Annotated in this window: 14 protein-coding genes; 1 reads left to right on the forward strand and 13 read right to left on the reverse strand. The window is 35.7% G+C overall.

The window, feature by feature from the left end; translation table 11 throughout:
• The 8 genes from N8L33_RS09425 to N8L33_RS09460 form a co-directional block, all read right to left on the reverse strand.
• Nucleotides 1-1,643: G5 domain-containing protein (locus N8L33_RS09425; RefSeq protein ID WP_261059705.1), on the reverse strand; the 1,643-nt coding region annotated here is incomplete at its 3' end.
• Nucleotides 1,644-2,064: 421 nt separating this feature from the next.
• Nucleotides 2,065-2,835 (reverse strand): type II toxin-antitoxin system toxin PezT, encoded by a 771-nt coding sequence (gene pezT, locus N8L33_RS09430; RefSeq protein ID WP_153193382.1) that lies wholly within the window; start codon nucleotides 2,833-2,835, stop codon nucleotides 2,065-2,067.
• Nucleotides 2,835-3,311, reverse strand: coding sequence for a type II toxin-antitoxin system antitoxin PezA (gene pezA, locus N8L33_RS09435; protein ID WP_261031103.1), 477 nt, complete (start codon nucleotides 3,309-3,311; stop codon nucleotides 2,835-2,837). The genes pezT and pezA overlap by 1 nt, the downstream gene beginning before the upstream one ends.
• A gap of 67 nt (nucleotides 3,312-3,378) precedes the next feature.
• A complete protein-coding gene (locus N8L33_RS09440) occupies nucleotides 3,379-3,651 on the reverse strand; it encodes a hypothetical protein (protein ID WP_261031101.1) in 273 nt (90 codons plus the stop codon).
• A 37-nt stretch (nucleotides 3,652-3,688) separates the two neighbouring features.
• Nucleotides 3,689-4,072, reverse strand: coding sequence for a DUF5945 family protein (locus N8L33_RS09445; protein ID WP_261031099.1), 384 nt, complete (start codon nucleotides 4,070-4,072; stop codon nucleotides 3,689-3,691).
• Entirely contained in the window at nucleotides 4,069-4,302 is a 234-nt protein-coding gene (locus N8L33_RS09450) for a DUF5965 family protein (protein ID WP_261031097.1), read from the reverse strand. Before N8L33_RS09450 ends, N8L33_RS09445 begins: the two co-directional genes overlap by 4 nt.
• A 50-nt stretch (nucleotides 4,303-4,352) precedes the next feature.
• Nucleotides 4,353-5,438, reverse strand: a complete 1,086-nt coding sequence (locus N8L33_RS09455; protein WP_261031096.1) for a toprim domain-containing protein — start codon at nucleotides 5,436-5,438, stop codon at nucleotides 4,353-4,355.
• Nucleotides 5,439-5,447: 9 nt separating this feature from the next.
• Nucleotides 5,448-6,089, reverse strand: coding sequence for a hypothetical protein (locus tag N8L33_RS09460; RefSeq protein WP_000933084.1), 642 nt, complete (start codon nucleotides 6,087-6,089; stop codon nucleotides 5,448-5,450).
• A gap of 159 nt (nucleotides 6,090-6,248) precedes the next feature.
• Between N8L33_RS09460 and N8L33_RS09465 the strand changes: the two genes are divergently transcribed.
• Nucleotides 6,249-6,446 (forward strand): hypothetical protein, encoded by a 198-nt coding sequence (locus tag N8L33_RS09465; protein WP_261031095.1) that lies wholly within the window; start codon nucleotides 6,249-6,251, stop codon nucleotides 6,444-6,446.
• Nucleotides 6,447-6,459: 13 nt separating this feature from the next.
• Here the strand turns inward: N8L33_RS09465 and N8L33_RS09470 are convergent, their stop codons facing one another.
• The 5 genes from N8L33_RS09470 to N8L33_RS09490 all read right to left on the reverse strand — a co-directional run.
• Entirely contained in the window at nucleotides 6,460-6,756 is a 297-nt protein-coding gene (locus tag N8L33_RS09470) for a DUF5966 family protein (RefSeq protein WP_261031093.1), read from the reverse strand.
• Between the two features lie 13 nt (nucleotides 6,757-6,769).
• Nucleotides 6,770-7,054, reverse strand: coding sequence for a DUF5962 family protein (locus N8L33_RS09475; protein WP_261031091.1), 285 nt, complete (start codon nucleotides 7,052-7,054; stop codon nucleotides 6,770-6,772).
• A gap of 74 nt (nucleotides 7,055-7,128) precedes the next feature.
• A complete protein-coding gene (locus N8L33_RS09480) occupies nucleotides 7,129-13,377 on the reverse strand; it encodes a DEAD/DEAH box helicase family protein (RefSeq protein ID WP_261059706.1) in 6,249 nt (2,082 codons plus the stop codon).
• A gap of 47 nt (nucleotides 13,378-13,424) precedes the next feature.
• Nucleotides 13,425-13,835, reverse strand: coding sequence for a thrombospondin type 3 repeat-containing protein (locus N8L33_RS09485; RefSeq protein ID WP_153193377.1), 411 nt, complete (start codon nucleotides 13,833-13,835; stop codon nucleotides 13,425-13,427).
• 332 nt (nucleotides 13,836-14,167) lie between these two features.
• Nucleotides 14,168-15,469, reverse strand: a 1,302-nt coding sequence (locus tag N8L33_RS09490) for a Rib/alpha-like domain-containing protein (RefSeq protein ID WP_261059707.1), incomplete at its 5' end; no start/stop codon positions are given.

The raw sequence follows: 15,469 nt of genomic DNA on the forward strand, positions 1-15,469 counted from the left end.
GCTCCGGCTTGCACGCCTGTATATTCTGGCAGTGGTTCTACTTGTTCCGGTTCAACTATTGCTCCAGCTTGTACTCCTGTGTATTCAGGTAGTGGTGCTACTTGCTCCGGTTCGACTACTGCCCCAGCTTGCACACCTGTGTACTCTTTGGGTGACTCTACTTTTTCTGGTTCAACCACAGCTCCGGCTTGCACGCCTGTATATTCTGGCAGTGGTTCTACTTGTTCCGGTTCAACTATTGCTCCAGCTTGTACTCCAGCATATTCCGGTTCAACTTTTTCTGGTTCAACAATAGCTCCGGCTTGTACACCTGTATATTCTGGTTTTTCATGAACTTCAGGTTCTCCTTTATCACTTACTACAGCCTCTGGTAACTCAGGTTGGACTGCGGGTTTAACAATAGATCCAGCTTGTAGGTCCTTATGTTCTGTGACAGTCTCAGGTTGTTCCTTTATAACTTGAGCTTTTTTAGTACCTTTTTCTACTATTCTTGAAACAGGCGCAGCCGTTGAAGTTGAAACAATTTCTCGCGAAACTTCTTCCTTGTTTACAGAGAATATTCTGACGATTTCAACTTTCTTACCTAATTTACCTTCTTGTTTTACTCTTATAGTTCCTTCAGCTAAATCAGGATTCTCCTGAACTTCTTCTTGAAAATCTATTTTTGTCTCTATAGTTTCGTCACGATATAAGAGTTCAGGTTTATTCAACTGACCTGATAGAACTTCATCCTGTGGATTTAATGTATTTACCCCAGTCTTTTCTTTTTGAGAAACCTTCTCGTCTTTCTTCGTTTCTAGATTCTTATGTTCGGCTAATTGTGCTTGAGAATCTGAAGATTGTTTCTCTTCTTTTCTTGGATTCGTTAATTCTGTAGAAAGAGGTTTTTCAACTACTTGAACTTCTGTCGGCTTAGTTGAAGAAACAGGTGTTTGTTCCTGAATAGCTTGTACTGTTGATGGATTCTCTACAAAATTAGGTGTAACACTATAATCAACCTTTTGTTGTTTTGTAGGAGTGGCTACTGATTTATCTTGATTATTTACTTTAGACTCAGAAGTTATGTTTCCCTCTTTGATATATCCAATATATGTGTAACCTGAAATGTCTTTAGGAAGAGGTAATTTTTCTCCAGAAGTCAATTCATAGTCAGTATTGTAATTTAGCAAAAGATTATTTTCTAAAGCATGAGCCGATACAAGAACACCGTTTCCTATTCCTGCAACCAATACTAAATGTAATACCGTTTTATTCTTAACTTTTTTCTTGGAAACAGCAAAAACTAAACTCCCCAGAGCTGCTAAGCTAGCACCAGCAACTAGGGCTTGCATCTCATTCTTGCTTCCAGTATTTGGCAATTCCCCCAGTTGATTTTGGGAATTTAATTTATAAACAAGATAATAAGTCTCATCATCATTATCCACGTATGTCGGAATATCATAGACAAGCTTATTCTGCTCATCTGATGATAGCTCTGAATCTGTTACATATTTATAGTGAACACCTTTAGTCTCTTGAGCATTCACAGATGAACTACCTAATACAGACATAAAAAATAAACTTGAAATCGTTGCAGATACAAGTCCTACTGATAATTTTCTAAATGAAAAACGCTGCTGTTTTTCACCAAAATACTTTTCCATTATTCCTCCTTGAAATAAAATTTATATTTATCTTGCGAAAGCCTTTTATATATTAGTGTATTATCTATAAAAAAGGCGTTACACTTTGATTATACTCTTAATTTACCAAAAAGTCTTAAAATTGCGTTGCGTTTTCATACTTTGTTTTATATATAAAATAAATATAGAAAAACTATACTGTAATTCATTAGAAGATTTATTTATAAATTGGAAGATTTAATAATTATTTTAAAAATACTTAGGAAGAAAAAAATGTAGAAAATAAAAAAGCTAGGCAAAAACTAATCTCAGAAGAAAATGGAGTAAATCTTCCTACCAGAAAACGCATAATATCAAGTTTTTCAACACCTGATACTATGCGTTTTTCTGATTTTAAAGACTTTTTTCAATCCTAAATAGACTATATTATAAAATTCGTGATCTAACAATCATTTCTATTAGTTAAATCTTTTAACCTTTCTTCTCCAGATTTAAGCATCTCTTTCTCCACTTGATTCCATTCTCCAAATAGTAACTCTTGAAGAACATCTGCTGCTGAAGTTGTATTTTCTTTTGAATCATATACACAACTTCTATCTCGTTGATAAATTTGAATTCTTTCAAAGATAGCTAGTTCTTCCAACTGCCGTGTATTATCAACTAGATGATTTACAATGAAATCATGATATTCTTTTGAAGTTGCGCGTGCTTGATTTGGATTAATAGCGTACAGTTCTTCGTATCGGATAAGAGTGCTCAGATAGGACAGCTTAGGCTTTGTCGCAATCAAGGCTAATTGTACTTCATATCCCCTACTTTTCAAGAGTTGTGCTGTTTTCTTTGGAACATCAACTGTTCGTAAAGTTCCCTCTATCAAAAGATTGTATCCCAAACTACTCAATTCTGTTACTAAAGACTCTACCATTTTCCCTGCAAAATCTTTGGTGTATTCTACACTGTCTTTGCCGTATTCTTGCTGCAGTTCTAAATAGTGTGGATGTTGAGAGCGAAAACTATCGCCATCTATGATAACAATATTTCCTTGAAATTCTTTCTGTTTAATACGATGAATTGTAGTCTTACCAGCACCACTTTGCCCTCCAAGCAAAATCGCTATAGGTTGCTTACTGGACTTTTTTCCTCTTGTCAGAGAACGAAGATTCCGTGCTAGAGCATGTTTGAATTCCCTATCAGTATAATCTTGGATTTCCATTAGGCTACCATCCGTTTTTCAGATATCTCTAACATACGTTCAATTCCATCCAAATAGCCGCTATATCTCTCTATTTCATCAAAAGTTTCTACTAAATAGATATTCGTATGAATCAAATCAGATAGATCATCACTCATTAAAATCCAAGGATTAGATTCATTATCAATGCTAATTCCCTGACTATCTTGATAACGATAGAGTCGAGATAAAAGATTAGCACCTCTTTCTTTCACAATTTCAATTTTTAAAGTCAATTCATAATCTTCAACAGGATTGAGCATTTTATCTTCTCCTACAATATCGACATAAGATACATTAAACTTCTGACAAATGATGTCAATTAATTCCGTAGAGACTGAACTTGTTCCATTTTCATAACGACTCAGACTATTTCGTGAAATACCTACAATCCGTGCAAATTCGGGTTGTGTTAAATCATGTGTTTTACGTAAGGATTTTATGTTCTTTCCAATCATGGCAAACTCCTTTATTTTTATAATTCAATTATAGCATAAAAAAGTATAACGCACCAATTTTGGTGCATTATTGGCTATTTTTCCTAAATCTCTCTAAATTCTTCTCCAATTGTTCCTTATGAAGTTGATTCTTAGCTTCCGTTAATGTGTCGTCCAAAGTTTCTTCTCTGTAAGTTGATTCTGTTTTTAGTTGTTCTGATTCTTGATCTGGAGTGAAAATGATATCTAGCAATCGGTCTATTTTTTCAAGATCTTGGGCAGACATATCAGATAGTCGATGAATTAGCTTTTTAAATACATCACCATTGTCTTGGCTTTTCTTAAAAAGTGTTGTAAACATCTATAACCTCTCAAAAAAAGCAGCTTATCAGGACTGCTTAGTGTAATTCGGCAATCGCATCATAAATGGACTGCAATTTCTTATTGTCTTTATTCTTTGTGTCAATCAAAGTATGTAGCTCTTCAATTTTCTTTTGACTACTTTCAATATCACTATTGTTATCCGCAATCAGCCTTTTAAGATGTTGCTGATAACTTGTAGTGATATCTGTCTCTTTTCCTGTTCTAACCTCTGTAACTTTGGGTTTAGAACTAGAATTTGATTCCGTCACAGGTGCTTGTTTGCGCTTTTGAAAAGCTGCTTCATAATTTACATCATTACCTCCTTGATGATTTCCAAATAAGGCCGCAATTTTATCTGGATCTTCTTGATTTTCTGATTTACTTTCTAATGGTTGATTAAAATTCCAATCTTTTGTCATTCACTCATTTCATCCTTTCTAAATTCAGAATCATCGAATTGTCTTTCTCTACCGAAGGCATGGTCAAGAGCTTCTTCAAAACTCATGTGACTAATGCTTTGACGCCTTTTGAACGTCTCAAACATCGCTGTCTCCAGTTGCTCTTTGTAAGCAGCGAGTTTTTCTGTCTCTCTTGCTACCTTGCTTTCTTGCCTAGTGACCTTTTCTTCTAAGCGTTCAATAATGGTCATATACGATCCTCCTTCATTCTAATATTAGCTAAAACATCTTGATTTTGTTATCACAATTCTAAACATTGAGGGGGTTGTCTTACTGGTGGATTTCCCAATTTCTCTTTTGCAGTCTCAAGTATACATTGTAAATCTGATTTCTTTTCTCTAAGAACATCATTCCAGTCTATTTTTTCTTTCCCAGATTCATTATCAGGCAAATCCAGTAAAACAGGAAATCCTGATTGAGATAACTTATCAGAAAAATCTTTACCTGCATCATCACAATCTACCGCAAGTGTCAATAAATCAGGATGATTATTGAAATAGGTAGTGGTATCACGAATTGTATTGATCAAAGGCAATAACTTTGAATGTGTTACTGTATCTAAGAATTCCAACTTCTGATTTTCTTCAGCTATCAGTCGTAAAGTTTGATAAGCCACAACAGACCTTTTTAATCCCTCCATAGATACCAAGCGAACATCTGATAGACTTTGTTGATGAAGTTCGTAATAGCTCATCAAGTCGATGAACGATTCACAAAAGACCAGTCTATTTGGTTTACCAATGTCAAAGGATATTCCAATATGTCCATGGCTTCCTTTTAGAATCGTTTTTAACCTCTCTCTTGGAAGAGAATGATTCTTATATATCCCTTGTAAGCTTGCTGCCTGCAGCTTGTGACGATGATTAAAGCTTTTAAAAACGATAACAGGTTCAACTGTTTCATTTGTTTTCCAACTAGCTTGTGCTATCAAACCTTGTTGAATCATCTTTTGTATGATTTCTTCTGAAATTCCTCTACATTCTGTTAAGTAATATATGGCCAGACTACAGTTAGAATCTTCTATTCTCTTTAAAGGATAATAAAATGGTCTCTCTCTATTTTCTTGAACAGCTTCTTTTTGAAAAGGTTCTTCAGAAAGAAAAACTAAAGCTTCTCTAAAGGAAATTCCCTTAACAAGTCGAACAAAATCAATGACATCACCTTGAATATCTCTTGAAAACCATTTAAAAGTATTGGTACTCGAAAAAATCCGAAATGAATCGTGTTCAGGATGTTCATAGACACGGCTAGAAACTTGTTTAAAGGAGATACCTAAACGATTGGCTACATCAAGAATTGAAATTTGCTTACATTCTTCTATTTCCATGCAATATCATCATTTTGTCGTAGTATTTGGCAGTGATGGAACAGATGAGGATTCTTCCAAAGTTTTAGGAGTTGCCTTATCTAAATCATCTAACCCAGATTTCCAAACCTGTACTTGATTGACCAATAACTTACCAGGTAGTTTAGAATAGGATAACTTAACTGTTCTTGTTTCTGTCTGATTGGTCTTTGATTGGTTGGCATTCTTTAAATCAGATACATAGGTTACATTATAAGAGACCATGGCAATGGCTTGATTCGTAGTCTGATTGACAAAGATATCAGCTTTTTCAAAATGATAATCCAAAATATAGTCCTTATACACTTGGTTCATGGCATCGTTTTGACTTGTCAATTCTTGAGAATAAGCCGATTCAGTCATATAAGGTTGAATGCGTGTATTATTTTCCCCTAGTTTTTCTTTCGTATAATACTGTGTCAAAAATTCTTTTACAGTATCCGATGACAAAATGCTGGCTTTATCTTCTGCTTGTTTATCTTCCACAAGTTTAGCTGCAGCCAATTCAATCTCTTTACGACTTTGTTTAGCAGTCGAGTGTTGACCAGCAGTATATCCCATCATGAGAATAAAGCTAGTTGCAGCTACTGCTCCAACACTAATTAAGGCTTTAGTTTTGACTTTATTTAACATCTTAGACCTTCTTTCTATAAAAACTAGGTCAAGAATAACAAAAAGAACTTGTAAGTTTTATCACATCACAACGAAAGGTAATTCCTACATTTCAGGTGCAAAATCGTACAGTTCAGAGAAATATATCAAAACTATCTGTCTTCAGCTTATAATGTAACTATGAAGCATTTAAAAGAAGAAAATTTGGGAAGAGCTCTTTCTCATATTGAACGACATAAACAAGCCATAAATACAAGTAATAACAGTGAGGATAATGATTTTCATAAATTACTGCTCCAATTTAGCTATGAAGTATATGAAAGAATCAAGGCTAATAAAAAACCTTATCCGAATTTAGATTCAGATAAAGTTTTTTAACCATCTAACAAGTTTACATACTTTCCTTAGTTTTGGAGTTTATGAAACGCCAACTGAATCCTAGAACCAACATCAGATTGATGAAAAGGTACACAGTCGTAAAACTAGTTAAGCCATGTTGTCTGATATCATCAAAGTATAAAGTCGGTTCAGTAAAGAACAAATAAATTCCATATCCCTCAACGAAAACAAGAAAACTGACAAAACCAATAAGGAAAAGTCCACTGGCAATAAGAAAGAGTCTCCATAAAAGAATGAGAATTCCTCCTACCGCTAAAAAAATTACTGGTATAAGGAGTAAATCATTCATGACTTTCTCCTTTCTAGTCAATCAATTGACGATAATGGGTGGCAAGAGAGGAATCAAACTCTTCTAATTTTTGAACTAAGTCCAAATACTCCTCTTTCTCATGTTCTTCAAAGTCCACACCTCGATGATTCTGAAGAGCGATTTCCAATTGACTAGTAAGTTCTCGTTTAGAAAAACTATAATCCCCTGTCACTTCCTCATAATGTTCCTTTAGTTCCTTGTAGACATGGTATTCTTCAGGTGTTTGAAATCCCTGTACCAAAGCCTCTTCTAATTGATAATAGGTATCTTCCATCATAATCGTTACCTCGTTTCTTTCTATCTTTATTTTACCGCGTTTTTCTTTTCTTGTCCGCTATTTGTATCTATTTTTTAATCTAATTCAAAAGAAAGTTGTTCTTGCTTTTCTTTTCCTTTTTCGTGGAATTGTCTTAAGGCCTGATCAATAATATCTAAATCCGTTTCTGTTTCAATCAATGGCGCGAGTACATCGTATTCGGCCTTTTTTGTTTGATAGTCCTCTTCCTTTGGAAAATTTTTCTCAATTTCTACTTTAGCAGTAGTCCATTTATCCTTTAATTCATCCAATAAGTTCTGAGTTTTCACTTGGTCCTCCTTGATGTGATCAATCGTATGCTGAAGCCTTTGAATTGTCCCTAAAGGAGAATACAAATCTAAACTGACAGAATATTGATTTTCTCCTACAATCTTAACAGAGAAGGTTTCAGGAAGAGGTTGATTGGTTGGAAGACTAAGCATTTTAATGTCAAATCCTCGATAGCTTGCTAGGGTTCGGAATTCTTTGCTGTCAGCTTGATTATGACGGATAAGACGGTGTAGGGATTCCCCTGCTTCAGCTCGTTGATCAAAAGCTTGCTTGCCTACTGTCATAGAAAATGCCTGGTCTTTCGATATTTCAGACTGTTGAATATCGCCTTCATACTTGCTTAATCGTTTCTCAAGAATGGGCATATTTTCTTCACAGTAGGAGATTGTGTGACGATAGTGATCCTTGCTGCGTTGAAAGGCGCGTCTTTGATTTTCTAATAGAGTTAGATCATTCTCTAGTTCCATCTTGTATTTAAGATAAGGATTACCTGTTGCTAGCGCCTTAAAATCAGAAGCTGTCATAGTCTGTTCATCAATATCTTCTGCAGCACGAATCGGCTCCTTAGAAGTCATAATCTGCTTAATATAGCGGAGTTTGTTCTCCTGAGTTGCCCATAGATAATTATCAAACGAACCTTTAGTAATGTAGTGGTAAATATCCACTTCCTTGTTTTCATTTCCCTGTCGGATAATACGTCCATTGCGTTGCTGAATGTCACTTGGTCTCCACGGTACATCCAGGTGATGAACTGCTTTCATCTTGCTCTGAACATTTAAACCTGTTCCTCCTTTTTCAGTTGAGGCAAGGAGAATCCGTACTTCTCCTGCATTGACCTTTCGAGACAAACTATTCTTCTTTTCATCACTATTGGCATCATGTACAAAGGCAATTTCCTTACTAGGAATTCCTCTATCAACTAATAGAGCCTTTATTTCAGAATAGACATCAAAGCCATTATCCTTTTTCTTAGGTGTGCCAATATCTGAAAAAATCATCTGAGTAGCCTTATTTCCCATTCCCTCACGATAAATTCTCTCAACATTATCCACTACCTGAAGCAGTTTATGATTGTCTGCTAGACTATAGCTAGAGTCCAACAAACGCATATCAATAGCTAGTTTCCGTGCCTCGCCCGTTATCTTTAACATGTTATCCTGACTCGGATCAACCGTTCCACATTTGACCGCATCTGAACGCATAACCAATTCTTCTAGATAGAGTTTCTGGTTTTCGGTTAACTCACTCTCAATAGGGATAATATGAGCTTCTGGAACAGGTAAATCCAACATATCTTGTGTTTGAATGTCAGCTGTTTCTTTGTAGATTTTCATCAACTCAGGTAGATTGACAAATTTTTTAAATCGTTTCTTAGGTTGGTACTTATCCCCTGTAGGAGCTAATTCCATAGAGTTTTGAATTTCTCCAAAAGCACCTACCCAAGAGTCAAAATAATCAACTTGATAGCGTTTTAATATATCTGGTTGAATATAGTTCATCATAGTATATAACTCACTAATAGAATTGGAAACAGGAGTTCCTGTCGCAAAGACAATGTTTTTAAAATCATGTTCTTCCTGAATCTGTCGCACCTTCATTTCCATATCCACATTCTTCTTAGACGTTGTATTGGTAATCCCTGCTACATTTCCAAGTCCAGTAATCGGACGAATATTTTTAAAGTGATGTGCTTCATCCACAAAGAGAAAATCAATTCCTAAGTTCTCAAAATCAATAAAACTATCACGATTAAAGCGTTGGAGTTCTTCCAATTGTTTCTCTAGACCACTAATTGATTGCTCTGCTTCTTTAACGGTATACTTATTTTCAGAATGTGTTTTAATCTCTCGTAGTTCATTGAGTTTATCCTCTATATAGTTCATCTGTCTTTCCTTACTGACAGGGATTTTTTCAAATTGAGAATCCCCAATGACAATGGCATCGTAATCTCCTGTAATAATACGGGACACAAATTGTTTTCTTCTCGCCTTCACAAAATCTTTCTTAGTGGTCACAAAGACTTTTTTAGTCGGGAAAAATTTCATGATTTCTTGGCCAAACTGAGCAGACAAACTAGAGGGCACCACATACAAGGGCTTATGAACCATCCCCAACTCCTTTAATTTAAACCCAGCACCAAGCATTGTCAAGGTCTTTCCTGAACCTACCTCATGAGCTAATAAGGCTCTTTTTTCTTCTACGATTCTTTGAATGGCATTCTCTTGGTGAGGACGAAGACTAATGTTTTGAGCCAAGCCATCAATAACTAAATGGCTACCGTCATACTCTCGACTAACCGTCCGATTATAAAGACGATTATAGCTTTCCTCAATGACTTGTTGGACTTCTGGATACCGTGAGACAAATTCTTGAAAGAGCTCTTGTAAATGCTGCTCTTTTGCTCTTAGAACAGAGGTTTTTTCCAAATCTGTGATGGTCTTTTTCTTTTCTCCTTCCGTAACAGTCATGGTAATCGTCGGTTGGTTTGAATTTAGTAAATTCTCAAAAATCTTTCTTCCTGTATCATAACGTGACCCACTAACTCCAAGACTACTATCTTTGGCACTTGGATAGCGATAAGCAAATGATGTCCTTAAATGAACCTGGCCATCGACAGGATTCACTTCAATGACTTGTTCAACATCAGGCGAAGACAATTCAAATTCACGATTGGTAAAACATTCAAAGGCAAATTTACCATAAACGGATTGAGGAATCCAACGTGACCCTATTTTAAACTCAATATCTGCCAGATGAATCCTTGGAGGGCGAACAGATTCTAACAAATCTAAAGCATGGTTCCAATCATATTCTTGGTTGTTTTCCTCTACTAATAGTTGAACTACTTCTATCTTGTTGAGAATATCTCCTGATAAAAACTGGTTCTTAGAAAGGTATTTTCTTTCCCCTCTTAAATAGCTTTCTGGATCCATTAAAACATGGTCACCTAACTCATCTAAAATAGCAGCTTGGCTGTGTTCAGGATAAATTGATACCATATAGTCTAAATCAACCCCTCTACCATCCGATAAACTAGAGTTTAAGGCATCTAGAGCTGTTGAAACTCTTGCAATCACTCTCTCTGGCCTAACCAATGCTTTCTCAAAGGCTAAAGATTTTTTATATTTTACTTTCTGATCTTTAGAATCAATGTATTCATCTTCTAAACTTGCTAGTAAAGAATACTTATCGTCACTATCAAATAAGTTCCGATTGACTGAGGCATTCAAGTATCCAAATTGACTTACAAAGCGGTCATAGTCATGATTGAGTTTACTAAGTAACACCTGAAAATCTGTCCGACTATAGTCTTGATGACGTTGAATTTCAATTAAGGCTTGATAGGTCTCTCTCAAATCAACCATGCCCTTAATGCGACTAATATCCTTATCCGATAAGGGACTTTCATAAAAGACAGTTTTTTTGAACAGTCCCTTATATTTCCCTCTTTTACTCGCTTCTTCTGACTTGTAAACATCTAGTGCTTCCTCATCTGTCAAATGAAGTTGCACGAATCGGTCTATTTTATGTTCAGACAAAGAACTGTCCCAGGCTTTAAACTCTCCCTTCTCATCTACATAATAACTAATTTCGTCTACTTTTGAACTTTTCCGAATGCCATGCGTATCTCGGTAATAAATTTGATTTCCCTCATATCCAAAAGAATAGAGCGCTAAGTTCTCACGAATACGACTTGGGATAGAATGATCCACTTTTTCTTGGATAAAAACAGGTTCTTTCAAAGAATTGTCAATTGGTTTAGGTGCCTCCACATTCTCTAATGCTTCCATAATGTCAGTAGTGAATGTTTCTGATTCCCCCTTAACATTGAGGGTTCCTCCATTAAAATTACGAACCTCATATTCACCCAAAACTTGTGTATTGTATTTCCCATCAAAATAAGGATTGATCCAGACACGCTTATCCTCCTCAAAGGGAATAGAACCACTAAAAACAAGTTCCTCTTCATTAAGATTCTTTGCTTGATCCTTTTGAAAGAAGAGGAGATCTGTAGTCACTCGAGTACCTGCAATCTTTTTAAAAGCCGTATCCGGCAACCGAACTCCCCCTAAAAAATGAGTGTTGGATTTAATCTCTTGTAAGACATTATCTGTCCGTTTATCCATTGTGCCAATAGAAGAGATAATCGAAACTTGTCCTCCATCTCTTACTAAATCAAGTGAGTGTTTGACAAAGTAATCATGAATCATATAAGGTTTATCATAGTTTTTATCTGCAATGCGAAAATTTCCAAATGGAACATTCGTTAAGACTAAATCAAAACTATTATTTTGATAGGGAACTTCTTCAAATCCTCGCACTTCAATATGGGTATTGGGGTGGAGTTGTTTTGCGATTGCGCCTGTCACGCTGTCTAATTCAACTCCATAGAGTTCTGACCTCTCTCGTATACTTCTAGGCATCGCCGCAAAGAAGTTCCCAGTCCCCATAGAAGGATCTAAAATCCTTCCTCCTTCAAAACCATCAGCCAGTAATTTTTGCCAAATCTGGCGAATAATCATTGGGTCTGTATAATAGGCTGTGAGAGAACTTTGTTTCATGGTCGAGTATTCTGATTTGCTTACTAAGCTCTTGAGAGTTAAACGTTCTGTTTCATACTTTGGATTGAGTTCATCAAAAAATTCATTGGCAAGGCCACCCCATCCGACATACTTGGCTAGTAGTTCTTGTTCTTCTGGATTTGCTTGTCGTCTCTCTTTTTCTAATCTTTTAACAAGATCAATTGCGGCGATATTCGTTTCAATTTTTTCTCGATTTGTCTTAGGATAAAAGTCCTCTAAATCATCTGGAAAAACAAAATCTTGAACGGGGACATCCGTCTCTTCTATACCTGAAATTAAAGGTTTTGTTTCCTTATCCTTTTCCTTTTCCTTTTCCTTTTCATTTTCCTTTTCATTATCCTCTTCCAGATAGGAAAACAAATCTATTTCCTGGCTTTCACTTGGTGATTCAATCTCAATCACTGAATCTTCTTTTTCAAGTTCTACCAGAGACAATACTTGTTCAATCTCTTCCAAACTGTTCAAGTATAAGATAGGATTCTCTTCAAATAACTGGTCGGAATCATTGAATAGCTCTAGGCGAACTAAGTCATTTAACTGTGCATTTTCAATCGAAACCAACTGAAATACTTGTCCTTTATAACTTACTTGTGAATTGATTGGATATTCTCTCAAAGCTTCTTCTACAATTTTATCTACTTCAGATAGGGAATGAACTTCCACATTTTCTTCTACCTGGTCAATATTATCTAAAGGTAAGACTGCTTCCTCTACTTGCTTAGACTTTTCTCTTATAGCCTTTACTTCATCAAAATGAGTAATAATCTTCAGCTTTTGTGTCAGTGGTAGTTGTTTATAGTTTTCTTCATGATGGACAAAATCCGTAACGGTATCTAAAGTAGCCATCAATTCTGAACCCAAATAGGCTAGAACATCTCCTTCTTTTTCTTCAAAATGAATCTCAAGAACCTCTTTTTTTAGTTCTTTGGAATCAACCATTAGAAGAAACTCCTCTATATCTCTACTAATGCGGTCAGATAGATTATTCGCAACCCGATAGACATTGACTAAATTGACATCCTGTTTCTGATGACATACAAGCTCACTTAATGGTGTTAGCTTCTCTTTTTCAGATTGGATATAAAATCGAGTGGAAAGGTTATAGGTTGCGACTTCTAGCACCAAGTTTTTCTCAAAATTACTTAATTGAGATAATTTACTTAGGCCTGCTTGTCCAATATTTCTTGTGTAACTTTCTAAATCTTGGTCATGATTTTCAGAACTAGCCTCTAGGAAAGAAATAATATCTTGATGAAACGAATACACATGAGGTATCTCTTCTATCTTGCCCTCTTCAGCCAAAAAACTTTCTACCAAGTCTTGCCATTTCTCATCAAAATGTTGCGCTTGATAACGAAGAAATAGGGTCATTTTCTCCCTATCTTTTGGAATTGTTCCACGAAACATAGCCAATAATTGCATTACTTCCATACTTGCTCCTTTCATCTATACGAAAATAGGAGAATCACATGATTCCCCTACAACTCTATCTCCATTTCAACCTCTTGAGGACTGGTTTCTAAATCACTAGACAAAAGAGAAGCGGCATCTGTTCTCATGTAGTAAGTATATAAGTCTTCAAGGTCTTGTTGGTTTTCAATCCCTGTTTCAATACTAATAAGAGCCTGTATAAATTCCTTGTAGTGACTCTCCATCATATCTGAAATCTTTTGTTTCATTTCCATAAATACTGAAGACGGTTCAGTTATACTTGTTTGGTCTATGTCTTGTAAATCCTTTTCTAAGGGATTGGTTCCTTCTTCTACTTCCACTAAATCTGAACGACCATCGCCATCAGAATCTGCGCTTAGAGAATTGGTTCCTAGCGCCAATTCTTGAGCATCAGTCAGTCCATCTTGATCCGAATCACGTTGATAAATGGCTTCCATATACTTCCTTCTTTCCTAGTTAATCTTTTTTCACTCCAATCCTACCAAATATTCCTTGAAAGAAGTATCACAATCATTACAAAACATATCTACAATAAATAAGTAAAACATTTATATTAGTTAAAAACTTTATAAAAAGTAAGTACTAATAAATCTTTCCATAAAAAAACGCATAGTATCAGACTTTTTTAAGTTACTGATACTATACGTTCCTGTGATCCTGATATTTTTTCAGCATCAACAATCTTTATATTATTATCCAAATACTATTTCGTAAAGTTTTTATATAGGTCTGGATTTAATATTACACAAGATAAATAATCGACAAATCTTTAATCTTCTTTTTTCTTACGAGCTACGAGTCCGAATGCACCCAACATTCCAAGAAGTCCAAGACTAGCTAGACCAGACTTATCTTCTGTACCAGTATTTGGTAATTCCTTCTTGTCATTGGCTACGGTTGTTTCAACGGCTACTGGTTTAGAATCAGTAGAACTTGTCTGAACTGGAGTAGCTACTGGTTTTTCTGGACTTGTAGGAGTCTCTGGAGAGCTTGGTTGCTCAGAACGAGTCGGGATAGTTACTTTCTTATAGGTATGAATCACATTGCCATTTTTATCTGTCTTAGTGCCAATATATTCATAGCCTTCTAAAGTCTTAGGTCCATGGCTACCATTTTCGTTTGGAGAAATTTCTTTACCATCACCATCTTGGTAACGTGTTACGATATGAGTTGTTGAACTACCATTATTACCGTAACTATTACCATGATTAGATTTAGAAGTTACTTTGACAGGAACTTCTACTGTCACTTTACGTCCATCCGGTAATTCAATCTCAACCGTTACAGATGGTTTATCACCTGGTGTATTCGTTTTTGGAATTTCTCCAACTTTAGTAATTTTCCATCCTTCTGGTAAATCAACATGTTGCTTCACCATATCTTCTGTAATCGGTGTTCCTACCTCAACCACTACAGGAGTTGTTTTTGGGGTAACAATAACAGGGACTTTAACGGTTACTCGTTTACCTCCAGGTAATTCGATTACTACTGGAACACTTGGTCTTTCTCCCGGTACATCTGTAGATGGTTTATCCCCGATACTAATGATTTTTCCACCTTCTGGTATTTGAATATGTTTTTCAACATCCTCATTTGTAATTGGATCCCCAAGTTTTTTCACGATATCTTTAATTGGAGTTACGTTTACAGGCACCTCTACTTCTATTTGTTTACCATTAGGAAGTTCAATTTTAACTTTGACAGTACCTTTATCTCCTGGAGTATTTACTTTTGGAATTTCACCTACTCCAATAATTTTTCCACCTTCAGGAACTTTCACATGTTTTTCAATATCCTCTGGAGTTAATGGTGTATTCGTAACTGGGGTTTCGATACCTTTAACTGGTGTTACATTAACCGGAACATCAACGGTAATTGTTTTGCCATTTGGTAATTCTACCGTTACTTTAACTGGGGCTTTCTTACCTGGCGTTGTTAAGTCTGGAATGTTCTCAACATTCGTAACTTTACCGCCTTCTGGGACTTTAATTCCTTTGGTGTAATCCTCTGGAGTTAATGGTGTATTCGTAACTGGGGTTTCGATACCTTTAACTGGTGTTACATTAACCGG

Origin of the sequence: Streptococcus mitis (assembly GCF_946188695.1) — a bacterium.
Lineage (GTDB): Bacteria > Bacillota > Bacilli > Lactobacillales > Streptococcaceae > Streptococcus > Streptococcus mitis_DF.